Origin of the sequence: Massilia sp. CCM 8734 (assembly GCF_011682155.1) — a bacterium.
Classification (GTDB): Bacteria; Pseudomonadota; Gammaproteobacteria; order Burkholderiales; family Burkholderiaceae_D; genus Telluria_A; species Telluria_A rubra.
Genome location: NZ_WHJI01000034.1, coordinates 65311 through 87986 on the forward strand (window position 1 = coordinate 65311; position 22676 = coordinate 87986).

Annotated in this window: 27 protein-coding genes; 8 read left to right on the forward strand and 19 right to left on the reverse strand. The window is 58.6% G+C overall.

All coding sequences use genetic code 11. The annotated features are described in order from the left end of the window. Positions 1-51 precede the first annotated feature (51 nt). The 14 genes from F2P46_RS25735 to F2P46_RS25800 all read right to left on the reverse strand — a co-directional run bounded on the left by F2P46_RS25735 (position 52) and on the right by F2P46_RS25800 (position 6579). Positions 52-297 (reverse strand): hypothetical protein, encoded by a 246-nt coding sequence (locus tag F2P46_RS25735; RefSeq protein ID WP_166895621.1) that lies wholly within the window; start codon positions 295-297, stop codon positions 52-54. 19 nt (positions 298-316) lie between these two features. After that, a complete protein-coding gene (locus F2P46_RS25740; RefSeq protein ID WP_166895623.1) occupies positions 317-502 on the reverse strand; it encodes a hypothetical protein in 186 nt (61 codons plus the stop codon). A 151-nt stretch (positions 503-653) separates the two neighbouring features. Further along, positions 654-1184, reverse strand: coding sequence for a hypothetical protein (locus tag F2P46_RS25745; protein WP_166895625.1), 531 nt, complete (start codon positions 1182-1184; stop codon positions 654-656). A gap of 286 nt (positions 1185-1470) precedes the next feature. Then, complete coding sequence (locus tag F2P46_RS25750) at positions 1471-1707, reverse strand: hypothetical protein (protein WP_166895627.1); 237 nt, start codon at positions 1705-1707, stop codon at positions 1471-1473. A gap of 90 nt (positions 1708-1797) precedes the next feature. Beyond that, positions 1798-2253, reverse strand: coding sequence for a hypothetical protein (locus F2P46_RS37115; RefSeq protein ID WP_208296774.1), 456 nt, complete (start codon positions 2251-2253; stop codon positions 1798-1800). 18 nt (positions 2254-2271) lie between these two features. After that, positions 2272-3447 carry an ATP-binding protein gene (locus F2P46_RS25760; RefSeq protein WP_166895629.1) on the reverse strand — a complete coding sequence of 392 codons (1176 nt, stop codon included), beginning with the start codon at positions 3445-3447 and terminating at the stop codon, positions 2272-2274. A gap of 403 nt (positions 3448-3850) precedes the next feature. Beyond that, positions 3851-4144, reverse strand: a complete 294-nt coding sequence (locus tag F2P46_RS25765) for a hypothetical protein (protein ID WP_166895631.1) — start codon at positions 4142-4144, stop codon at positions 3851-3853. After that, complete coding sequence (locus F2P46_RS25770; RefSeq protein ID WP_166895633.1) at positions 4125-4418, reverse strand: hypothetical protein; 294 nt, start codon at positions 4416-4418, stop codon at positions 4125-4127. The genes F2P46_RS25765 and F2P46_RS25770 overlap by 20 nt, the downstream gene beginning before the upstream one ends. Before the next feature lie 127 nt (positions 4419-4545). Further along, positions 4546-4785, reverse strand: coding sequence for a hypothetical protein (locus F2P46_RS25775; RefSeq protein ID WP_166895635.1), 240 nt, complete (start codon positions 4783-4785; stop codon positions 4546-4548). Between the two features lie 259 nt (positions 4786-5044). Then, positions 5045-5269: a hypothetical protein gene (locus F2P46_RS25780; protein ID WP_166895637.1), complete on the reverse strand. Its 225-nt coding sequence runs from the start codon at positions 5267-5269 to the stop codon at positions 5045-5047. 79 nt (positions 5270-5348) lie between these two features. After that, positions 5349-5603 carry a hypothetical protein gene (locus F2P46_RS25785; protein ID WP_166895639.1) on the reverse strand — a complete coding sequence of 85 codons (255 nt, stop codon included), beginning with the start codon at positions 5601-5603 and terminating at the stop codon, positions 5349-5351. Between the two features lie 30 nt (positions 5604-5633). Next, positions 5634-5813 carry a tyrosine-type recombinase/integrase gene (locus tag F2P46_RS25790; RefSeq protein WP_368737959.1) on the reverse strand — a complete coding sequence of 60 codons (180 nt, stop codon included), beginning with the start codon at positions 5811-5813 and terminating at the stop codon, positions 5634-5636. 131 nt (positions 5814-5944) lie between these two features. Further along, positions 5945-6202, reverse strand: coding sequence for a hypothetical protein (locus tag F2P46_RS25795; protein WP_166895643.1), 258 nt, complete (start codon positions 6200-6202; stop codon positions 5945-5947). A 50-nt stretch (positions 6203-6252) separates the two neighbouring features. After that, positions 6253-6579 carry a hypothetical protein gene (locus F2P46_RS25800; protein ID WP_166895645.1) on the reverse strand — a complete coding sequence of 109 codons (327 nt, stop codon included), beginning with the start codon at positions 6577-6579 and terminating at the stop codon, positions 6253-6255. 704 nt (positions 6580-7283) lie between these two features. Here F2P46_RS25800 and F2P46_RS25805 point away from each other — a divergent pair. The 3 genes from F2P46_RS25805 (at position 7284) to radC (ending at position 9403) form a co-directional block, all read left to right on the forward strand. Further along, complete coding sequence (locus F2P46_RS25805) at positions 7284-8123, forward strand: N-6 DNA methylase (protein WP_166895655.1); 840 nt, start codon at positions 7284-7286, stop codon at positions 8121-8123. An 82-nt stretch (positions 8124-8205) separates the two neighbouring features. After that, the gene (locus F2P46_RS25810) at positions 8206-8409 is read left to right on the forward strand and encodes a hypothetical protein (RefSeq protein WP_166895658.1); all 204 of its coding nucleotides are present in this window, start codon (positions 8206-8208) and stop codon (positions 8407-8409) included. Between the two features lie 505 nt (positions 8410-8914). Next, a complete protein-coding gene (gene radC, locus F2P46_RS25815) occupies positions 8915-9403 on the forward strand; it encodes a DNA repair protein RadC (RefSeq protein WP_166895660.1) in 489 nt (162 codons plus the stop codon). An 89-nt stretch (positions 9404-9492) separates the two neighbouring features. On the opposite strand, the gene F2P46_RS25820 is transcribed toward radC, so the two are convergent. Next, the gene (locus F2P46_RS25820) at positions 9493-10371 is read right to left on the reverse strand and encodes a DNA-binding protein (protein ID WP_166895662.1); all 879 of its coding nucleotides are present in this window, start codon (positions 10369-10371) and stop codon (positions 9493-9495) included. Positions 10372-10620: 249 nt separating this feature from the next. Here F2P46_RS25820 and F2P46_RS38320 point away from each other — a divergent pair, with 249 nt between their 5' ends. From F2P46_RS38320 to F2P46_RS25840, 5 genes are all read left to right on the forward strand, one after another. Next, positions 10621-10755 carry a hypothetical protein gene (locus F2P46_RS38320; RefSeq protein ID WP_267875889.1) on the forward strand — a complete coding sequence of 45 codons (135 nt, stop codon included), beginning with the start codon at positions 10621-10623 and terminating at the stop codon, positions 10753-10755. 212 nt (positions 10756-10967) lie between these two features. Further along, positions 10968-12005: a competence protein CoiA family protein gene (locus F2P46_RS25825; RefSeq protein WP_166895664.1), complete on the forward strand. Its 1038-nt coding sequence runs from the start codon at positions 10968-10970 to the stop codon at positions 12003-12005. Between the two features lie 1404 nt (positions 12006-13409). Beyond that, the gene (locus F2P46_RS25830) at positions 13410-13862 is read left to right on the forward strand and encodes an antirestriction protein (RefSeq protein ID WP_166895666.1); all 453 of its coding nucleotides are present in this window, start codon (positions 13410-13412) and stop codon (positions 13860-13862) included. A 73-nt stretch (positions 13863-13935) separates the two neighbouring features. Beyond that, positions 13936-14502: a hypothetical protein gene (locus F2P46_RS25835; RefSeq protein ID WP_166895668.1), complete on the forward strand. Its 567-nt coding sequence runs from the start codon at positions 13936-13938 to the stop codon at positions 14500-14502. Between the two features lie 28 nt (positions 14503-14530). Then, positions 14531-14863 carry a DUF3085 domain-containing protein gene (locus F2P46_RS25840; RefSeq protein WP_166895670.1) on the forward strand — a complete coding sequence of 111 codons (333 nt, stop codon included), beginning with the start codon at positions 14531-14533 and terminating at the stop codon, positions 14861-14863. A 340-nt stretch (positions 14864-15203) separates the two neighbouring features. On the opposite strand, the gene F2P46_RS25845 is transcribed toward F2P46_RS25840, so the two are convergent. The 4 genes from F2P46_RS25845 to imuA all read right to left on the reverse strand — a co-directional run bounded on the left by F2P46_RS25845 (position 15204) and on the right by imuA (position 22185). Next, complete coding sequence (locus F2P46_RS25845) at positions 15204-16346, reverse strand: hypothetical protein (protein ID WP_166895672.1); 1143 nt, start codon at positions 16344-16346, stop codon at positions 15204-15206. Between the two features lie 510 nt (positions 16347-16856). Further along, positions 16857-19985: an error-prone DNA polymerase gene (locus F2P46_RS25850; protein ID WP_208296775.1), complete on the reverse strand. Its 3129-nt coding sequence runs from the start codon at positions 19983-19985 to the stop codon at positions 16857-16859. Positions 19986-20033: 48 nt separating this feature from the next. Further along, positions 20034-21506 carry a DNA polymerase Y family protein gene (locus F2P46_RS25855; RefSeq protein WP_166895676.1) on the reverse strand — a complete coding sequence of 491 codons (1473 nt, stop codon included), beginning with the start codon at positions 21504-21506 and terminating at the stop codon, positions 20034-20036. Next, positions 21439-22185, reverse strand: a complete 747-nt coding sequence (imuA, locus tag F2P46_RS25860) for a translesion DNA synthesis-associated protein ImuA (protein WP_166895678.1) — start codon at positions 22183-22185, stop codon at positions 21439-21441. The genes F2P46_RS25855 and imuA overlap by 68 nt, the downstream gene beginning before the upstream one ends. Positions 22186-22676 lie beyond the last annotated feature (491 nt).

Sequence of the window (22676 nt, forward strand, 5' to 3'; positions counted from 1 at the left end):
GTTGCGCGAAATGGCTTAACCGTGTTTTACGTTCCACTGCACCTCAAACCCCTACTCCGGGAGGACATGTAGGAACATCAAGTCAGCATTTTTCCCGTCGCCACCAACCAACGGGTTCATACCTTTGAAAACGATGGCGAAACCCTCGCGTCGACGAATTGCGGCCCACAGCGGACCCGAAACAGTCCTCGCGATATTGTCAGGGAAACCCTCATCGAAGGTACTGGCGAAGACATGGGAATGCTTAGCGACGTAAGAAACGATCTGCTCCGGGGTCAGTTGCGTAAAGTCGACCATGTTGTCCGTTCCACGCACCTCAATGCCCAAATTTCACAGCAGGAGCCGGATAACCTGTTTCTGTTTTAAGCGCCTCCAGGTCTGCTTCGGAGAACACCTTGGATTCTTCGTCTGAAAATAGGTAAGACACACCTGAACGGTCTTGTACTGCTCGCTGGAAAATCGGGCGCAGCCGATTAATGACATCCTGTTTTGTCAATTTCATATCTTCCTCACTTTGGTACGCGGGCTTCCGGCCGGATCGGGGCGCCGCAGCGCCAGGTCATTTTCCGATATAAACGATCTATACAGTTTCACCTCCGCATAAACGTTTTCCTCATTATTATTTGCTGTCTGGAGCAAACGTGGCATCCTTTTCAGCGTTTATCATTAACGATATCGCGTCCTGTCGTTTGCTTACGTAAAACGATAAGGATCAGTGCGGTGCACACCGCACCAGCGTAGCCTATAAGGAAAGCATTTATGCTTGCTCCATCCCATAATAATCCGATAAGCAGGCACAGAGTGAATACGGCACAGCACCACTCCAAAAGTCCTACAATGACTTCCCGATTAGTTGCCTTTCCATTCAAAATGGTACGCAACGAATTACGTAACACCATATCTTCTCCTATATTTTTCAGGTCTATTGTTGCGCTGGTTTTGTGGCCGGCTGAAGCAGCGACACCGCTTCGGTGGGAGTGAGCTGGATTGCCTCGTACACGGCGCGGTTCTCCACGTTCAGGTCGACTGCTAGAACCACTTTCGTTACTGTGCTGTTCATCGTTTTTCCCTCGCGGCCTGGCCGCTTTCGTCACGCCGGCGCCGGCCGGATCGGGGCGCCGCAGCACCAGGGCACTTACCTCGGTTGCATTTTCATGGGCGGCAGCGTCGAGTCCCGCATCCATCGGTCGTATTCGGCATCCGACATTCCCATCCATTCGGCAGTACTCTTTCCCATCCCGTCCAAGCCCTGCCGGCAAGCCAACTTGAAGGCGCCCAGGGCAGCTTCTTCTGTCCGGAAGTAACCGGCGCGATATAGACTCGTTACCGAAGGAATTGAGGTAAGGCCACCATCCACTGCGATCCCTTGACGCATTTGTCGCTGCGTAATCTTCGTCATACTTTTCCTTTGTGCCTGGCTACGCAAACGCACTGCCTATGTTTCACATTATACCGTAGCCGGCTACGGTGTCAAATCTTATCTTCATCAGGCGGCGGAAGCTGCTGCACCAGGTACTTGATGGCGGCTCGGCGCGACGGCGCGACACCGGCCTCGATCAAGGCATCCAGGCGGGCGAGCTCGCCTGCGTCAAGGTGCGCCTCCACACGGGCACCACCAGCGTCCGCGAGCGCCTTGCGCTGTCGTTCTACGCGGTCCTTGCCGGTGTAGTCGTAATTGGTAGCCGGTGCGGTCTTCGTCTTGGTCATTACTGGTCTTTTTTCCTCGCGGCCTGGACCGCTTCCGTTACGCCGGCGCCGGCCGGATCGGGGCGCCGCAGCGCCAGGTCATTTTCTCATCTACGATTTTGAAATTGCCACCATCGAACGAGGCACCCACGCCTGACGCTTGTTCGGTAGCAGTCCTTCGTTTGGAACCTCGCGGTCGAACTCAACGATCAGGTCTCCGCCAGGTTCATCCCAAACCACATGACCAAGTTCCCCGGCGCGGATCGCGCCACTTCCACCCATCGGACTTGGCAAGTCCACGACAATTTCGACCGGACTACGTTGCATGGTTCCCAGCGAGAACCCAGGGTGGTCAAGGTCCACAACAATGCTGCTCTCGGACGAGTCCAAACCAACATACTTCGCGGCCCATTTCCGGCGCTGCGCTGGCGTGCGCTTCGCGCAGGCGCGTTCATGACGTCGACGCCAAATTTTGCAAAGGGCCATCATGTCGCGATTGAAAATCGTGAAGAGCCGGTATTCAGCCCCGCAGTGCGGGCATTCAGCGTAGCCAGTATTGTTCCCCATGCTGCCATTTTCCGCTGTTCAGCCGAGATTGCCGCGGTTACGAATTAGATAATCGTCGAACATCGGAACCGTAAATGCGATGTCACCGTGGGATGGGCTGTAGATCATGCCTTTACTGATGATCTGTGCTCGGCGCGGGCCAAGACTTTGCACCGTCTCGTGCAACGCCTCCGCGACATCTGCGGAGCGATAGGGCCCGCTTCCCAATTGGGCCATTGCCACGACATACTCGCGCTCCTTGCCGGTCAATCGATCCAAGCGGACCTTGAAGAAGCCCTCGTCAAGCCTCTTGAGGGTCTTGGTCTCGGCCTGCCTGGCATCGTTTAGGGTAATCGTGTCACCAACTGCGATGTTCCACGACTGGTGCCCCCACTCTTGAAGAAAGTAAGGGTATCCCCTCGTCTTCAGAAAAATCTCGGTCAACGCTTCTTCCTCGATGACCGCTCCCTCATCGTTCACGGGTTGGCGGATGGCCGCCTTCGCGTCAGCCTCAGCCAACGCGCCAACGTCCGGGTAGTGAAACAGTCTTTCTGCATATGACTTTGCTTCCCCGGCCAGTGCCGCCACCTGAGGCAGGCCGGCACCAAAGAACAGAATAGGCAGTTCGCGTTGACTGATCTTGTGCAGTGACACGATGAGCGCTGCGAGGTCTTCCTGCTTCAGGTACTGCACCTCATCGATCAGCAGTGTCCACGCTTTGCCGGCAGCCTTCGCCGCTTCCCCAATGCGAATGAACAGCTCTGGAAGGTCATTTTGCAGGTCGCCGCTGTCGGCGACACCTGCCTCAGGCTCAACAGCAATCCCCACACCAGCGACGTCGAACTTAAACGCAGAAGCGAAGGACCGTAACGCGCGCAAGCCGTCATATGCTTTAGCCTTCGCAGCTTCCGTCATAGACAGTTTGCGGAGCACTTGATGCACGCGCGGAAGAAGTAATTCGCCCAGCGGCTTGTTCTCAGGCGCTTCGATCATTGAGGTGAGATGGCCATGCTCGTCTGCCATCGTCTCGACAGCATTAAGCAAGACGGTTTTGCCTACTCCACGAAGTCCTAAAAACATCTGGGATCGGCTGGGCTTACCCAGCAACGCTCGCTCGATGGCAACGCGCGCATCGTCGATAATTGCCTGCCGACCAGCCAGCTCGGGTGGTCGGCTGCCTGCGCCTGGAGCAAACGGATTATTCACTGGATTCATTTTTCGGATTTCCTAGGTATAGTAAATTATATGGATGTATAGCATGAAAACACTATACCATCATAGTTTTTCGTATACAGGCGTCTCACCAATCTTTTCGTCGCCCCGGATGCCGTCCAGGTGGCGGGCGCCGAAGCGCCGGATTTTCCGGTTTAGTCGTTGTTGGGCAGGGGCATGATACGGCGGTCGGCATATGGTGAACTGCGCGCCACGTGATGGTAGGCATCGGCGTTGAAGGCGCTCCCGCCCACGCACACAATGCGACCAGACGGGGTACGGCGCTCAACGGTCTTCGCGTGCAAAAATGCCGTGCCACGTCGCTCGTATACGCCAACCTGGTCGCCAGGTCCGAGCTGCTCTAGCCAGCATGCGAAATCTTCTATCATCGTCGTTTTCCGGTGTATCAGACACAAGGTTTAAGGACACGACGCGCTACCAACGCGACGGTGAGCTTGAGTCTTTCGAGCGATTCGTCATCGTCTCGCGGCGCAGGTAAGTCGCGAGACGGGGCCACCCCGGAAAGTCCGACGTTGAGGCTTGAAAGGTCGCTGGTAGTGATCCGACTTACGTCCATGGTGCCCCCGACCAGAGCGAGGGCCGAACGCGTCAGATAGGCGTCATTGAAATTGATTCCGACGCCAGCCTCCGGCACATCAAAGCCGAGCTGCTTTAGGATTTCATGGGGTTTCAGAATCATGGCATTTCGGCGCAAGAACCGTTGCGACCCAGGCACCAATTACCGTCGCATAAACACTGAGCAAGAACCAGATAGCGACAATTGACACCGCTGATATCGGCCTAATATCGCTTATCCAATGAAATGCCATGACTATTCCTAACATTGTAGTGAACGAGGCCAATGCGGCACCACAACCAACAGAATGTTTTCCAAGTAAAACTTGAAGAAAGAAGCCAGTGGTGACACCGACAGGAAAAGTCATAGCGAGCAACAGCAGTGTAGCGTTAGACATAGTTAACCTCTTCGATCTCTAGTGTTGGCGACCGGCCAACTGTCGGGCACCGGAGGGCGCGGGTTTTCCTCATATAAACGATTTATACGGTTTCGCCTCCGCGAAACCATTTTCCTTGAGTTTATTGCTAGGACAACTGCCTCTTGTCGAAGTAAAGATCAGCGGCATTCCAAATCATATAACGCGCTTCTGTTTCAACCTCATCATACCCAACAATCATTCCGAGAATTGGGCCATTCGCCAGCAGAAAAGCTTCGAGCACATCGTCCGTAACGGCAATATCGAGGGCGGTTCGTAGATGCTCACGCACTTGCTCAAAGTGCGCTTGACGCATCAAGAAGCGGCCGATTTGTCTATCGTTTCCCATGTTGTCCTTTCACGTTCGCAGGTATGCGATTTTCCTATCCGATTCGGTCGTACTTAACATCCTCATCCCACGCTTCCAGCGCCGCCACCTTGGTCCGCATTGGCGTGGCCGCGACCGGATGCATGACATGCTTACTTTCTTCGCACCTGGCGGTCCAGTATGTCTTACCCTTTGTCGCCACTGGTTGTTTTCCACACCGGGGACAAGGTTCATGGTCGATAGCGTTTGGCATGAATTTCCTTTTCTTTGATGTGATTGGTTACACGGGGTTCTGTGTGCAGGCGTGGCCTGCATCGATCTTGGCCTTCAGGCCATGCGCGGCATCGCACAGGCGGTTGTAGGCTTCGACTGATCCGAGCTGCGCTTCGAGGCTGTAAATCGCATTCAGCAGTCCGAAATCGCAGGGTTGCATCAGGTGCTGCGGTGGTACGCGGTCGGTCGTCATCTGCACTGGGAAAAACCGAACGTTGGATTTCTCGATCATCACGATTTCCCTTTTCCTCAGTCCGCCGCGCCCAATGCGCTGCCCCATGCTTTACATTCTATAGTACCCAACGGGTACGTCAAGCGGTTTTCTCAGTTTTTTTTATCAGTCGTTCGTACTTGGCTTTAAGCGATTCGTGCTCAAGGATTTCGCGCACTAGAACCCACATAGTTGACGGCATCTCGCGGGCGTTGCCCTCGGCATCGTCGGGCAGGGCCCACTTCTTCACGGTTGTCTCCGGTGCCCCAATGCGCTTTGCGAACTGGGGCCAGGTCAAACCAAGTTTCAACTTTGCATCTCGCAGGAACTCCTGCTGTGTCATGATTTTAACCATTATCCTATTTCCATACGTACCCATTGAGTATCATATCACCGTAGCAAACGCCTCGATCAGCTTTTCTCGCGAAACGTCCAAATATGGCTTAACGTGGTTAAGCTCAGAGTGACCCAACAGAAGTTGAAGCGTGTCAACGCTGTGGCCTTGAGCCAGCAGCCGAGAAACCATAGTGCGGCGCCCCGAATGGCTGGTGTCACTTTTCGAAATTGATGCGACTGCCTATCACTCTACGCCCGGCGAGATCTCGCGTAATCGGAAATAGATGCGACAGTTTTGCGTCTAATAGCTGCGACTCTCCCCAGGAGAGTGGAAATAGACGCGACTGCCTCAAACTTCGATTACTCGGCACCGCTCACGTGCGTTTCCTCAAGTTCCTTAAGATGGGCCTCATGAAGCCCAATTAGCTCACGCAGCTCGTCCACACACTGCTGCGCATCCTCCGCAGCATCCGGTGATGCAGCATATGTCAGCGCCTCTTCTAGATACCTCTCAAATGATGATATCGACCTCTTGATGTCTTCGACCTGCTCACCGACAGTCAACGGATTTTCATCGTCATCGTCCTGGCCGACCATGTTATGCAACGGCGTATTCATGTTTGGTTCGCTTTCCGTTAGTTCCGTCTGTAATTTAGAGAATGTCGCATTTAATTCAAAAAGTCACACTTGCGAATGTAGCCGAGAAGCCCGCGTATGACTGGAGCGGCTTTCATCGCGAGCTTGTCGACGTCGTCGGCGGTTTCTACGTAATTGAAGGCGCATGGCCCGCCGAGGAAGTGGGGATCGGCGAAGTTGCACTGATACGCCGCGTCGATCAGCACGGAGTCAATGTCCTCGGGTCCTTCTCCCTGGTCGACCTCAATGCCGGCGAGCCGGCCCAGCGCGGCTATGGCGTTGCATAGCCGGCTTTCGGCATCGTCGCGACTGAGGAACGGGGCGCCGTTCACGGCCTGTAGGTCGTCGGTTCTTTTCACTACGCATTCTTTTTCGATAGTTGCATAACAATACTGTCATTCTAATGTCGATCGATCACTTGCGGTCGATGAGTGCGGGACAGCGCCACGACTTTCGCGCGCGAAAGTTGTTGAGCGATCTAATCTGTCTTATCCACAATTTCTGTGCGTTAAGGTGTGGATAATTAGATCGAAGTTGGGTTTTCCCATAGGGGAGGGTACCGGTTGCCTAAACGGCAGGCAGAGCACTAAGGATGGATTGCTCCCAAGTGAAGCCGTCCCGCTTTCAAGCGTCGCGCCAGCGAACCCCCGCTGGCACGCCCCTTGAGCCGCCGCTTGCGCTGTGAAGCCGGCCGCGGCCCGTCCCGGAGTCACCAGGTGCCGTCAAGGGCAGTGCCAGCAAAAACCGCTGGCACGGCCCTTGAGCCGCCGCTTGCGCTGTGAACCCGGCGCACCTGGCGCCTAACTACACGTGGGCAGCACGGGCCGCGGACACCCGTTCCTCAATCCCCACTTCAGCCCCCTGGGAAGTGAGGGGGCTTGCTTGGGGATAAACGACGGAACGGGCTAGATACAGCGGCCCGTTACCTCGCTGCCTTGGACCCCACCCATCCCCACCCTGCCCGTGAGGGCAGGGCTTTCCCACCCCCCGCCCGCCCAGGCGGGAGCGAGAGAGTTCGAGCGAGAGGATCAATTCCTGGTTCTCCGTCTACTTCTCGAACAACATGAGCAAACGCCCCATCAGTGGTTTGGACGAGCACCAAAAAGCCTTCGTCAAATTGATCGAAGCGAACGCGCGGCGCCATCGCAAGCATGAAGTCTTCCGCGACTTCTGCGAAATGGCGGCGATCTCGCTCAGCAATGCGGTCGACCTCGCGCAAGCCGAAAAGCGCGAGGCGCGCTACATGAATCTCATTGGCCGCTACGAGCGATCCGAGGTCGATCGCTTTCCCCAGATGCTGGGCCACATCGTCCAGTCGCTCGAGGGTGGGCTACACGATTGCCTCGGGCAGCTGTTCATGGCGCTGGAGTTGGGCGACCACTGGAAAGGGCAGTATTTCACGCCGTACGAAGTGGCTTATTTGATGGCCGAACTGGGTTGCGCGGACGTGGCCGCTCTGGTGGAAGAGCACGGCTATTTTACGGCGAACGAACCTGCTTGCGGAGCGGGGGCGATGGTCATAGCCCTGGCGGACTGCGTCCGGACCAAGGGCCTGAACTACCAGCGCTGCCTGCACGTCACGGCGCAGGACCTGGACGAAACCGCCGTACACATGTCTTATATCCAGCTGACGCTGCTGCACGTCCCGGCCGTGGTTATTCACGGCAATTCGCTGTGGCCCAAGGACACGGACGCCCAGTGGTACACGGCGGCGCATGTGCTGGGTGGATGGCGCGGTAGGCTGGCAATACGGCGTGCGGCCACTCACGCGCCCGGCAGCGGCGAAACGCCGAACGTCCAGTTGCCCGTGCTGGAGCGCGATGCACCTGCGGAGCCATCAGGAAAACGCAGGCCGACGAGGGCGCGCTTCGTGGATGCGCGACAGACCACGTTGTTTGAATAGATCCTAAATTTGCCGGGCCATTAGGGTTCAGCAATCAATCCGGACTTTCGCGCGCGAATGTCCAAACACGACAGGCACATACATGAAGCTCAAGCCCAAAAAATTTCGCGCTTATTGGAGCAATGATTTTTACAATCCCGGAACGCGCCGTGTGAGTGCACGCTATTTCTCGGTCGAGCGCAGCTACAGCACGGACGACATCGCGGCGATCGGGGCGCTGGCGGTCGGCGACACGTGGAAGAGCCAGCACTACGGATGCGCCCATACCGTCACCCGTATGGTCTGATCATCGAGGCGCATTGGCGGCTCGCGCGCCTCAACGACCCTGAAGTGGGAACGTCCCGCTTTCAAACGTCGCGCCAGCGAACCCCCGCTGGCACGCCCCTTGAGCCGCCGCTTGCGCTGTGAAGCCGGCCGCGGCCCGTCCCGGAGTCACCAGGTGCCGTCAAGGGCAGTGCCAGCAAAAACCGCTGGCACTGCCCTTGAGCCGCCGCTTGCGCTGTGAACCCGGCGCACCTGGCGCCTAACTACACGTGGGCAGCACGGCCGCGGACACCCGTTCCTCAATCCCCACTTCAGCCCCCCCTGGGAAGTGAGGGGGGCTTGCTTGGGGATAAACGACGGAACGGGCTAGATACAGCGGCCCGTTACCTCGCTGCCTTGAACCCCACCCATCCCCACCCTGCCCGTGAGGGCAGGGCTTTCCCCACCCCCCGCCCGCGCAGGCGGGAGCGAGAGAGTTCGAGCGAGAGGATCGATTTCCGAGCCTCCTAACCCTCGAAAGGCTTTATATGTCAGTGTCCGCAGCAACAAAAAAGCAGGTCCTCGCCACGAAACTGGAACAGGAAGACGCAGTGATCGCCGAAGCCCTGTCGATCCTGGCGCGCAGGATCAAGACGTTGGACGTCGCCGCCGATTCGCCCAATGCCATCAAGACTTACCTGATTTGCCGCTTCGGCCGGCACGAACAGGAAGTGTTTTCGATCCTGTGGCTGGACGTGAAAAATCGCCTGATCGAGCATGAAATTCTCTTTTACGGCACGTTGACGCATTGCTCCGTGTACCCGCGCGAAATCGTCAAGTCAGGCTTACGCGTGAATGCGGCACGTTCTGTGCTCGTGCATAACCACCCGTCCGGCGTCCCCGAACCGAGCGAAGCGGACCTGCTGCTCACGCGCTCGCTGGTCCAGGCGCTCGCGCTGGTCGATATTCGCGTGCTCGACCACATCATTGTCGCTGGAACGCGCACCCATTCGTTTGCCGAACACGGCCAAATCTGACGAGACCCGCCGTGAAGGCGGGTTTTTAAAAAGACCGGCGGCCACAGCCGCCGGATAGCGCCGCATGTCCACGATGCCGGCGCCATCCCTCACTCGCCCGAGGCAGCCCCCCTAAGTTCGGCCGCTTCCTCCACGGCCGCGCGTTCGCTCGCGCGCGCCTGGGTCAGATCGCTCTTGAGCGACGCGATGGTGCGCTCGGCAAGCTCCAGTCGCGCAGTTCCTGCCTCCACCGCCACCCGGGTCGTAGTCAAGTCGGCCGCCTGGCGCCGCTCACGCTCGGCGCCGGCCTCCAGTTGCGCTTCCAGCGCCTCGATCCTGGCTTTGTCCTCGGCCACGCGCGCGTCCAGGCTGTCCTTATGCGCCGCGCCCACGGCGGCCGCCCGCTCGGCCGCGATGCGGGTCTGGCGTTCGCTGTCGCATTCTGCGCGCGCCGCTACCAGGTCCGTCTCGAGGCGCGGCATCGCTTCGAGCCTCAGCTGTGCCTTGGCCAGCTCCGTGTGTGCGCGTTCGGCGTCGCCCCGCAGGCGCGACGCTTCCTCCTGGACGGCCGTCAGCTCGCGTTCGAGCTGGTCAAAGCGGCCCTGCAGCGAAGCCGCGCCGTCGGTCAGCTTAACGACTTCGTCCTCGCGTTGCTCGATCAGTTCAGCCTGCGCCTGATTCTCGCGGGCCAGATCGGCCGCCGCTTCCTCGCTGTTGGCCAGCTGCACCTGCACTTCGGAGGTGGCGCGCGCCACCTCCTGGGTGAAATGCTCCTGCAGCATGCGCACCAATACCGGAGACAACGTCACGCCTTCCTTCGCCGGCTGATTGCCGCTCTCCCAGTTTTTCAGCATTGGGTGAACCGTGCCCTGGCTGCCGCTGCCGTGCTCAGCGATGATCAGCCGCACCGTCGGCTTGATGCTCTTGGCCTTGAGCTGGTTGGCGATGGCGTTGACGTGGTCTTGCGTAATGGAGGCGGCGCGCGGCATTTATACTCCTTCCGTTTCGTAACAATGTTATGTTACGAATGATACGTTACGATTCACTTTAACGCAATCGGATTGACGGACCGCTTATAAAGCGCTCTTCCATGAGGATGGCATCGGCCAAGGGGCGGGCAGGGACGCGCGTTTCTGATCAGGGTAAGCACCAATGTGAGAGGCGCCGCGCGCGCATATAGTTGGGCATCAGGAAGGGCAACAGACCCGACCGCAGTTGATCTTGAAAGGATCGAAGGTATGTCCAAGTTTGCCTGGATCGCCAGGGCGATCAAGAATTTTCCCGCAGTGCTGTCGGCTGTCGCCAAGCACCCGCTGCCGGCTTGCGTGCTGATGATGATGTTCATCATCGCCCTAGTCAGTCTGCTTCGATAGGGGGAGGTGCCGGACCCCGGTGAAGGCCGGGGCCGCCGCCTGCGCCAAAATCGCTATACTTGTCTCGGGGCCTCCGGGACGGCATTGTTACCGACCTATGCTGGCACCACCGCGAAAGCGACTTTCGCGCACGAAAGTCACCCTATACATCGTGGACGTGTTTCATGCCTCTCAGCGCAAAATCACCGGATGGGCCAATATCCCTGATCGGAATGGACCAGCTGACGCTGGAGAACCTCAAGAGCCGCAATCGGAAGGAAAAGCTGTTCACCGCGAAATGCTGCGGGGCGCCGGTGCAGATCCGGACACCGGCCGGCAAGATCGCGCACTTCTACCATCTCAGCACCGCCCCTGGGTGCCAGGGCAGCAGCGGCGAAAGTCAGGACCACTTGGCGCTGAAGGCGCGCATTGCTGCAGCGGTCACGCAGGCGGGATGGGAGGCTGAGGTCGAGGCCGAAGAACGTGGCGCCGACGGGACGCTGGTCTGGAAGGCGGACGTTCTTGCGCGCCGGCGAAACACTGCGGTCGCCTTCGAGGTCCAACTGTCGAATCTTGACTGGACCACGATGGGCGAGCGCCAGGCCCGCTACAAGGACAGCGGCGTACGAGGACTTTGGTTCGTCAAAACGAAAAAGCCATTCCCGGTTCAACGCGCGCTGCCGATTTTCAATCTGACCAGCCGCGAGGAGGCAGCGTGGCTGGTGTCGCTGCGCCACCCGCAGGACTGGGAAAATGAGTGGTCGCAGACTTGGGGCCTTTCCAACCTGACCGAGTTCGTCGGAAAGGCGCTCGACGGCGGCCTCAAATGGGCGCCGCTGACGGCGGCCAGCCCTGACGCCGCCTGTGACATTTCGGTCAGAATGCTTTTCCGGGGCAAGTGCCTGAACTGCGGCCGGGACGTCGGGACCGCTTACACGCTCGAGGTGGCATTGGCTGGCGAGTCCAGTTTCCCCGTGTTCAATTGGCACCAGGGGATGACCACGCGCCGCACGCACTGGCTCGAGCCGGTGTTGGCCCGCTTGATCGAACGCGCAGGCGACCATCCGCGCATGGCGCTAGTCGAGCGCCAAACAAACTGCTGCGCTGCATGCGGCGCCAGCGCCAATCGACTCGGTCATGGCGCCCATTCGGGGCTGCTGAATATCCCGGGGCGGCTGCGGGACTTGCCCCCGCCGCGCTACGGCACCATCGAATGGGACTGGTTCAACAGGTGGGTGCTGCCGCGCGGTCAGTGGCCGCGAGGCCCTTGAGGCAGAAAACCAACATCTGGGCCGAAACCCCGGCCTCTCGTGAACCGAGCCCCATGAAACCGGGTCTCGGCCCTGCGGGCTCGGCCCGGCGGCCTTCCGCTGCGCTCCAGCGCGCGTCGCGCTCGGGAAAAACCCGAACAGGAAGCGCCGAAGCGCTTCTGCCTGCGCGCTGCGCGCGTAGAAAACCACTCACTCCCGGGTCATTACTCCTCGCCGTGCCGGCCGATCGCGCCGCCGCGCGGCGCTTCGGCCTTGGCTCGCCGGCGCAGCTGGCGGCGCCACCGGGTTTCGGTTACTCCTCGCCGTTCCGGCCGATCGCGCCGCCTTGCGACGCTTCGGCCTTGGCTCGCCGGCAGCAGCTGGCGGCGCCACCGGGTTTCGGTTACTCCTCGCCGTGCCGGCCGATCGCGCCGCCTTGCGACGCTTCGGCCTTGGCTCACCGGCGGTGGCGGGCGGCACCAGGTTGCGGTCATGCCTCGCCGTTTCGGCGACAGCGGAGGCGAGACCTGGCAAGGGAGGGAAAATCCAAGGCAGTGCCAGCAACAATCGCTGCCAAGGCAACGACGCGCGCGTTAGCTCTAACTTGACGCATCTGGCGAACAACGACACGTGGATGGCACGCCCAAGGTCTAGGCTCCCATCCACCGAACTTTCGTACGCGAAAGTCCAAATATGACAGGCGCATATCATGAAGCTAAGGCCAAAAAAAAAGTTTCCCACTTACTGGAGCAATGATTTTTACAATTCCGGAACGCGCCAAATGAGTGAAGGCTTTTTCGGTCGAACGCAGCTACAGCACGACCGACATTGCGGCGATCCGAGCGCTGGCAGTCGGCGGCACGTGGAAAAGCCAGCACTACGGATCCGCCCACACCGACACTCGCATGGTCTGATCGTTGAGCCACATTGACGGCTCGTGACCCTCAACGATCTTGAAATGAGAACGACCCGCTTTCAAGCGTCGCGCCAGCGAACCCCCGCTGGCACGCCCCTTGAGCCGCCGCTTGCGCTGTGAAGCCGGCCGCGGCCCGTCCCGGAGTCACCAGGTGCCGTCAAGGGCAGTGCCAGCAAAAACCGCTGGCACTGCCCTTGAGCCGCCGCTTGCGCTGTGAACCCGGCGCACCTGGCGCCTAACTACACGTGGGCAGCACGGCCGCGGACACCCGTTCCTCAATCCCCACTTCAGCCCCCCTGGGAAGTGAGGGGGGCTTGCTTGGGGATAAACGACGGAACGGGCTAGATACAGCGGCCCGTCACCTCGCTGCCTTGAACCCCACCCATCCCCACCCTGCCCGTGAGGGCAGGGCTTTCCCCACCCCCCGCCCGCCCAGGCGGGAGCGAGAGAGTTCGAGCGAGAGGATCGATTTCCGAGCCTCCACCACTGAACTTGCCAAAGGGGAATATATGGAACACGCAACCAATACCGGGTCGGTGCCGCAATCGCGGGACTTGTGGATTGTCGCCGTAGCTATCGACGACGAGGACGAGCGGATGAAATGTCTCACCGATATTGCCGGACCAAGCATCATCAAGACCGTTCGCTTGGAACACGCATTTTTCAATGCGATGCACCTGTTCGATGAAACGTACCACGGCGGATGGTGGAACTTCTTCAAGCTGTCGAACGGCGGTTTCTACGTCGCCCTCAAGGACGACAAGCAGTTTCACATGGTTTCGCCGAACGGTTTTGAGTGCGACGTGGACGCGAATACGGCCGGAATCATCGTGAGCGCGTTCGCGTACAGCAATCTCTCGTTCGGGCCGAATGGCGAAGCGTTCGGCGAGGAATACCACAAGCTTGCCGACTTCATTTTCCAGCACCCGGAGGCGGGCACAATCCGCGCAGCGCTCGATTAAACCACTCGCGCGCCTGCCGCGAGGCGGCGGGCGCGCCAATCCTACCTACACCATTACCGCTGGAGATCTATCCATGAAAACCATCTTTGTTACCGCATCCTTTATGTCCCTCGGCCTGTGCGAAGGCACAGGAAGCGGCTTCTTCGACCGCGTCCTTGATCACTGGGACAACGGGTGCTACGAATTGATCGACAGGCTCACGAGCTACGTCCCGTACACGTGCGCCCTGATCGCGGCAGGCCATCAATCGGCGGGAGCCTTTCCGGGCGTGGCCGACTACGAAATTTCGGAAACCTTCGGCGTCTGGTTTGGTCAGCAAATCCTCAGTACCGATGAAGCGGGCATGGACCCGGACGCGGGACTTTGCCAAGCGAAGCTGCTAGAACTGACCATCGCATTTTTCGAGCAGGGAATGGATGACGCGGGCACGGCCACGGGCAAATACGAGCGGGCCAAGCTGCGCGAGGCGCTGGCAGACGTGCCGGTCAAGTGCGAGCACGCCACCCTCCCGGGCACGGTCGCCCAGTTAGTGCTTGAACTGGACAGGATCGGATTCGGCACCGACCACCCGATCTGCGGCGCGATGTGCGTTGACGTCGTCAACGAAAACCTATCCACGCTGCGCGAGTTCATCGCCTAACGTCCCCCACCCACACAAGGACATTCCTATGCCAAGCCTCATTTTGAACCGCGCCGACATCGACAAATTCGCAGCCTTCGTCACCGAGCATTCGATCAAACAAATTTTCATCGCGAAGGATCACGGCGCTTATGTTGGCGCGAGCGTCGGCGAGAAGAACAATTGTATCTTTTACTTTAAGGGCTGCGACCCATCCAAGGACAAGGACTATTACGATACGGCGCATGCGAGGTTTGGCGGCGACGATTTCGGGGAGCATCTCGACGCGAACATCGTTATTGCTGCCGCCGCCGATCCACAGGTGACAACGATGAAATTCACGATTACGGCGGGCAGCATGAAGGTCGAGTCCTTCTGCTGATTGATCATGGCCGGTGTACCAGCGTAATAGGGAAACCGGCCATGTAACGCTGTGAGGCGATTTGGAGCAATAAAGTCGGTCGGAACCGCACTACGCAAGCCGTTGATTTTGCTGAGTCCCGCTAGACGAACAAAGTTGGTCGGAGTAGTCCGTGATGCAACGGGATCGCGCTGCCGACAATAACGTTGGTCGGTAGACCGCGTTTGCCTCAAACCGGACTACAGAGGTAAATCGTCGGATCGGTTCGAGCTGTCGCGCCGTATCTCGCTGCAAACAGATCGAATAATGCCCCTCTTGATGGCATGAGGTTTGGCGGTCATCTCCAGTGAGAGTGCGGCCACTATCCCTTTTTACAATATAGGAGTGCAACGTTTTTTGGACGAGTTTCGTCATCGCCTGATGTTTCCGTCTGTGCAGTGCTTGCGGCACCTTGCCAGTCATCATATCCCCAACCTGGGGGCTTATTTACAAATGCTTTATTCCCAGCTCGTCCCGGTAGAGTTATCGGATGAGCATGCTTACCAACAGAATCGTTTTGGATAGAACCCAAAGTTCGTAAACCGGACGGATCGATTGCGCTGTTGCTCTGATCGATTCCACGTATGAAACGGCCAAATGCAGGGGTGTAGGCGGACCACCCATCCGGGCACGCTGTTGCCGAAAATGCGACCACACCGTTACTAAGCGAGTTCGCGGTTTCCTTCGAAACAGATATCGCTTCCTCTACCCGTTTCATAAGTTGTCCTACAAGATCAATTCCGATCCCTTGTGGCGTGACCGCCTGCCAAGGAATTGTTAGCTTAGCGCCGGCTCCGTCACTCGTGTCACCAATCGTTATCGATTCCTGTTTTCCAATATTGGAACGGCTGCATTTCAAAAAGACCGTTGTTCCGGGCGGAACAGAAGTTGGATTGGTCGGAGCGACACCAGCCGTCTGCCATTGACAGGTGGCACCTGCCGACGTTATGAATTGAAAGGTTGCTGGCGCCGCCTTGGTAGATGAGTTGCCAACCGAGATCGTAACCTCGTCGTTTAGAATGCTCCTAACCGAAATATCGATTTTCGCGACCTGTAGTTTTTCGCACGCTTCGTACGCTTTGTAGGCATTATCGGAAATTGTTTCGACGTACTGCTGATATGCATCTGCCCTGGAACTCTCGCCGGCATTGGCACTGCAAACCTTACTCGCGACTTCTTCTTCGCTCGCTTTGGAGGTGCCCATTGAAGCCGCGATTAGCTTGTAGCTAATGCCGTAATTTGCGGATTTTGTGATAGTGGTCCCCTTTTTATATTCGCTGCAAAATGTAGCAGCACTTGATTCAAACGAGCTACGAGACTGCGTAGACGAACTGACCGTCTTTGACATCGAGATAAGGTCTTTGCAGTCTGCAATAGCCGTTAGCGGAAACATTGCGATCGCGACGATGATTGGGGTCTGAAGAAATCTGGGCATAAAGTTCCTTTCGGAAGATTGATCACTCAAGAAGACTTCTCAAATAGTGACATCCCCATGTCGTAATGACAATGGTTTTTGTAGCTACTTGAGGTAGTCAAACAACAAATAGGCAGTGCTACCAACTTTATTGTTCGCCCCTCGCTGGCGGAGAGGTTCAGGTCCCCGGAGCCTAAGTGGTAGTGACCGACGCTCCAATCCCGACCAACCCTATTGTGTTCCGACCCACTTTATTGTTTTGACTCAGAGGCGGGCGACGTTTCAGGAGCGGTGAAGTGACTTTCGCGCGCGAAAGTAGGATATTTGCGCTGGCGGTGGCGACTTCGATGAGGTCAGCGAAAACGATACCGCACAAACGCTTAACGCAAATACGTCACGGCGGCCTGGCGTCAGTCTCTTGATCCCGGAGCACCGACTGGTTCGTCATCGTCTCCAGCGAGGTTGCGCCAGAGGCGCATCCCGCCATTGAGCATGTCCCGATGTGCCTGATTGGCTTCATCGAGCGGGCGCGACCTGTAGCGGTCAGCCTAGCATCTCTGTTTAATGAAAATCTCGACTACGTGTGTCGAGCTCGCCAAGGAGATGTGACAGATCCACCAGTCGTTTGGCTACCAGATGCCGAACGTTGTTCTTCGACTGCCACTGGCCATACACGCCGAGCAACCGGGCGCTCATCACCTCGCGCCGCTGCTGCTCAACCAGACTGGGCCAGATGATCACATTCACGTTGCCGGTCTCGTCTTCAAGCGTGATAAATACCACGCCGTTGGCGGTACCAGGACGTTGGCGCACCGTCACTAGGCCGCAGCCGCGGGCCAGGCACGCGTCCGGATAATGGTGCAGTACCCCGGCTTGCACAAAACGCTGAGCATGAAGGCAGTCACGCAGCAGGGCCAAGGGATGGCGCCCGAGTGTGAGGCCAGTACGAAGGTAGTCCTGAACCAGGTCCTGGCCCTCGGTCGGTGCTGGCAGGATCAGTTCCTCCTCATGCACAGGTGCTTCGCGCAGCAGGTCGCGACCGGGCGCACTGCCGGCAGCCATCCACATGGCCTGACGCCGGTTCCCGGTCAGGCCAGCCAGTGCACCAGCTGACGCGAGCAGCTTGAGGATATCGGCATCGAGCGCCCCACGCAGACCAAGATCGTGGACATTCTGGAACTGGCGCGCAGCGCGCGCCTCTTCAATGCGCCACGCCGCTTCGCGTTGCATGCCGCGCACATTGTTCAACCCAAGCCGCACTGCACGTTTCCCGCTCGAAGCCGTTTCCAGCGCAGCCTCCCAACGGCTCACCAACACATCCACTGGCAGCACCTCCACACCGTGGCGTTGCGCGTCTTGCACGAGCGCTGAGGGCGAGTAAAAGCCCATGGGCTGACTGTTGAGCAAAGCGGTCAAGAAAGCGGCGGGTTCGTGGCATTTGAGCCAGCTCGAAGCATATGCCAGCAACGCAAAACTGGCGGCGTGGGATTCCGGAAACCCGTATTCGGCAAAGCCGCGAATCTGGCCGACGATGCCCACGGCGAACTCGGGGCTATAGCCGCGTGCGGCCATGCCGTCCATGAGCTTCTCTTCGAATTTTTCCAGACCACCCTTCCTCTTCCACGCAGCCATGGCCCGGCGCAGCTGGTCCGCTTCGCCTGCGGTAAAACCTGCGGCCACCATTGCAATCTGCATCACCTGCTCCTGAAAGATCGGGATGCCGAGCGTACGTGAAAGCACGCTTTCCATGTCCTGGCTTTCGTACGACACCGGGTCGGTACCCTCGCGCCGGCGTAGGTAGGGATGGATCATGCCACCTTGAATTGGTCCTGGGCGAATGATGGCCACCTCGATGACCAGATCGTAAAATGTCCGCGGCTTCATTCGCGGCAGCATGGACATCTGGGCGCGACTTTCGATCTGGAATACGCCTATCGTGTCGGCCTGCGTGATCATTTCGTATGTCGCCGGATCCTCGGCCGGCACGTCTTTTAATTCAAAACGCTCGCCCCGTTCAGCACTAATAATCTCCAAGGTGCGTTGAATGGCGCTCAGCATTCCGAGCGCTAAGATGTCCACTTTCAAAAGCCCAACGGCGTCGATATCGTCCTTATCCCATTGAATAATTGTGCGGTCCTCCATGCTCGCATTTTCTACCGGCACCAGGCGCGAAAGCTTTGTTCGCGCCAGTACGAAGCCTCCGGGGTGTTGCGACATATGGCGGGGAAAATTCAGCATATGTTCAACGAGCCCACTCCAGCGCTCGGCAACCTCGGAATCAGGGTCCATGCCGCAGTCCGTAAGCCGTTGGCGCATGTCTGTCCGGCCCGAGTACCCGCTAGCCGCGCTTGCGACCTTGTCAACGATCGATAAGTCGACGCCCAGCGCAGTACCCACGTCGCGCAGCACGCTTTTCGGCCGGTAGCTGGTCACAACCGCCGTCAGCGCGGCGCGGGTACGCCCATATTTCTTGTACAGGTACTGAATCACCTCTTCGCGCCTTTGGTGCTCAAAGTCGATATCGATGTCTGGCGGTTCGTCGCGCTCCTTTGAAATGAACCGTTCGAAGAGCAGGGTACCGCGCGCTGGATCGACTTCGGTGACCCCGAGACAAAAGCAGACGGCGGAATTGGCAGCTGAGCCGCGTCCTTGGCACAGTATTTTGTTGGTCCGGGCGAAGGCAACGATGTCATACACCGTCAAAAAGTAATTCTCGTACTGCATCTCTGCAATCAACGCCAGCTCGCGCTCAATTAGCTCCTGTACATTGTGCGGGATACCGGAGGGATAGCGCCAATGGGCGCCAATGTACGCCTGTTTGCGCAGGTAAGTAGTTGCCGTCTCACCTTCGGGTACCAACTCTTGGGGATACTCGTAACGCAATTCGTCCAGGCTGAAGTTGCACCGGTTGGCCAGCCGCACCGTTTCCGCCAGTGCGGGACGGCTGTAGATGTTTCCGAGACGCAGGCGCTGGCGTAAATGCTGCTCCGCGTTAGGCGCCAGACGCCGTCCGCACTCGGCCACCGGAACGTTGTGTCGAATGGCCGTCATCGTGTCTTGCACGGGCTTGAACGAGCGGACGTGCATCATTACGTCCCCCGTCGCCACCATCGGAAGGTGATAGTGCTCCGCGACCGCTGCTACAGTGGCCCTGTGAGAATCCTCGCGCGAGCGGAAATGAAGGGTGATGGCGATGCGCGCCCGCCCCGGCGCACAATGCAGCAGCCAGGCCCCCTGCTTGTCGAGTTCCTCACGCGGTGCACCGTAACGCGGCAGCAAAACAAGTTGGCAATCGGGCATGCCGCGCAGATGAGCCAAGTCAGCAGGCGGGGCCGCGATATCATTCGGGCGCACCAGATATTTCCCCTTGGGCGCGCGCATTCGGGCCGCAGTGATAAGCTCGCAAAGGTTGCCATATCCGTTTTTGTTTTCCGCCAGGATCAGCAGCGCAAACGGATGGCTGCCGTCAATCGGTGTGACGGTCATCTGGCTGCCAATTACCAGTTTCAGCCCTGCCTCCTTTGCCGCTAAATGCGCTTTCACTGCGCCGGCCATCGTGCATTCGTCAGCGATGCACAGCGCGTGGTACCCCAGTTCGGCCGCGCGCGCGACAAGCTGCTCAGGCGCCGACGCGCCACGCAGGAACGTGTAGTGACTCACGCACTGCAGCTCCGCGTAGGCAGGGAGCATGCCGTCCGAGGCGGCCGGGTTAGGGACACGTGGTGGCGCGGCGGGCATTTAACCGTACAGTCCATGCAGGTACCACTGGGCGTCAGCCGTACGCTCCAGATAAATCCAGAAGCACGACGCGTCCTCGCCCTGGGCAACATAGTAGTCGCGCGCTACTGTCTGATCATTCCACCACCCAGCCTCGATCCGCTCCGGCCCACTAATGATGCGTAGCGGACTGCCGTAAAACGGCCTCTCGTTACGGACCAGCAGCCGGATTGGCTTGGGCAGCACGAGCGAGGGCCGCTCAAGCAGCTCCGGGTCGCGCGAGGCGCCCGTGCGTATCCTCGCCGAGGCTGGCACCCAGCTATTGCACACTTCCGGTCGGTGGTCGGGTTCCTGTAACGGCATTAGCACGTTCTCCGCGCCTAGACGGGCTGCCAGCAGTTCGAGCAAGCGATTGAAGTCTTCCGGGGAGCCACCTGGCTCGGGAAACAGATCCTCGGTGGGCGGCGCCATGGGGTGCAGTTGACTGGCATCCAGCTTGAGCCCGAGCACGAATGCCGACAACTCGGTTTTTGCCAAACGCTCCTTCAACAGGCGCAGCAAGTGATCTTCCTTCCACACCGGCTCGGCAAGCGTAATTGACAGCACTGTTGGCGCTACGGCGGCGCGGCCACGTTCATGCTCAAGCGCCAGGGTAAACGTAGACACCGCCAGCTGCTGGGCAGTGAGCCAACCCGTCATCTGCAAGATGAGACCTGTTGCACCTGCCATAAGCGCCTCTGCGTGCTCAACCCGCTCAAAAGTCTCCACATACGCTGTGAAGTGCGCTGGCGGCCGGATCCACTTCCGCATTTCTTGAAGGTCACCGTAGGCACGATCGAGTTCTTGTACCATGGCTTTGCTGGTGCGGCGCAATAAACCGGCGCGGGGCAGACGCCGCAGCCCGCCCAGGTCAGCCACGCCAATAGCGTGTAGCCAAGCTCGATATGGCGTGGTCATGGGAAGCAGTTGGCAATCGAGGCTGTCGAGCAACGTTCTCAGCGTCGACTCGCGCACGCACCGCCTTCGAAGGATGTCGCTGCGCTTACGTGGGGTTCGCGCCAAAAGCCAAGCGCCGCCGGCGGTAGGTGCTGCTGCCAGCACCACGGTGAGTCCCAGCCTGGTAACGCTGTGTCGTACCAGAGAACACAGGCGCCGCATCCCGCCGAAGAGACGTAGGCTTGGACCCACATCAAGCAGCACCCCCTGATCGTTTTCGTACGCAACGTCAGGCGTGTATTGCATCATGGCCAGAGCGATCGCTTCCAGGGCGGCAATCTCGCGCGCAAGGTCGCGCTCGAGCATGACCGTTGCCGGCGAGAGCGCAGCAACGCCACCCACCCGCATACCAGGATGTACACCGTCCGCCATTGCCAGTGTTGAAGCTACCTGCACCTGCCCGCTATCAATGACGGCATAGCGACCAGGCTCAGACCAGGAGGGGCGCAGGGATTCTAAGGGCAACAACGGCAGGTACAGGCTGATCAGACACCGCATGATCGTGCTCCGGTTGATGGCGCCGCACCGGCATGTCCGGCAGGGGCACGAAAAAAGCCTCGGCGGAGGCAGGGCCGCGCCGCTTGATGATGGAAATGGATACGCCACCGTTGGCCGGGCGCAGGCCTAGGCGCAGAGGCGCCGGCGACGCTTCAGCTGCGCCCACCAAGGGGCGCAGGAGCCAAAAGCAGGTGTCCCCCGACTGGGCAGCTAAGTTCAGGCGCCGAAGGGATTCGGGACGGATATTGTTTTGCCATAAAAGTACTGCACCGCACGAACCGTTTTTGAGAATTTGTTCAGTAGTCCACAATGCGTCACCAGTGCTTGCCGCCCGCATCCACAATAGCCGTGAGGTTTCGATGCCCCAAGTTTGGAAGGCCATTGCGTGCGGAATATACGGTGGCTGGACCAAAGCAATCCGGCGAGTAGCCGACAGCATTTGAAGTACAGGTTTGAGCAACTGAAGCTCGCCTATGCCACCGGCTTGCAGGAGCAACTCGGTCAAACAGGAGCGTGGCCAACCCCTGTTCGGCAACTCCGCGTCCAGCATCACGTGAGCACTGGAAATGGTTACCGCGCGCGATACCGCGAGCTCGCTCGCTCTCCAAATATCAGGCAGCTGGGCTAAATCGATGACGCCGGAGGCGCCTTGTGCAGGGATGAGAGGGGGGCACAGCATAGAAATGTTTGCACGAAATAACGGCTAGTACTGTATGAATAAACAGTATATCTGATCCGAGCTCACCAAAGTTGTTGAAAATTTGCCATGCTCAAACCTTGAGCCTGCAAGATCCAACGTCGGAGGTCTCGCAGGACACAGCAAGCCGCCCGCCAATCACCACACGCGCCAGCCTGGCACCTGTGGCAGAACCGACCCCTAAGCATCAAAGGTCTGACCCCAGCAACCCAGTACCAGTTCCACAAAGTACTGATATTGGTTGAGTACGTTGTCGATCGCCATATCGACCAAGTGCCGAACGAACGGCTCGGGGCCCCGGATATGTATTCAAAATGTGCAGCATCTCATTGATTTGACAGCAAGCGGCAAAAAGCAACATCTGGGGCCGAAACCCGTTCCTCTCGTGAACCGAGCCCCGGTAAGGCCCGGGTCTCGGCCCTTCGGGCTCGGGAATTCCCTTCGGCGCGGCCCTTCCGCTGCGCTCCAGCGCG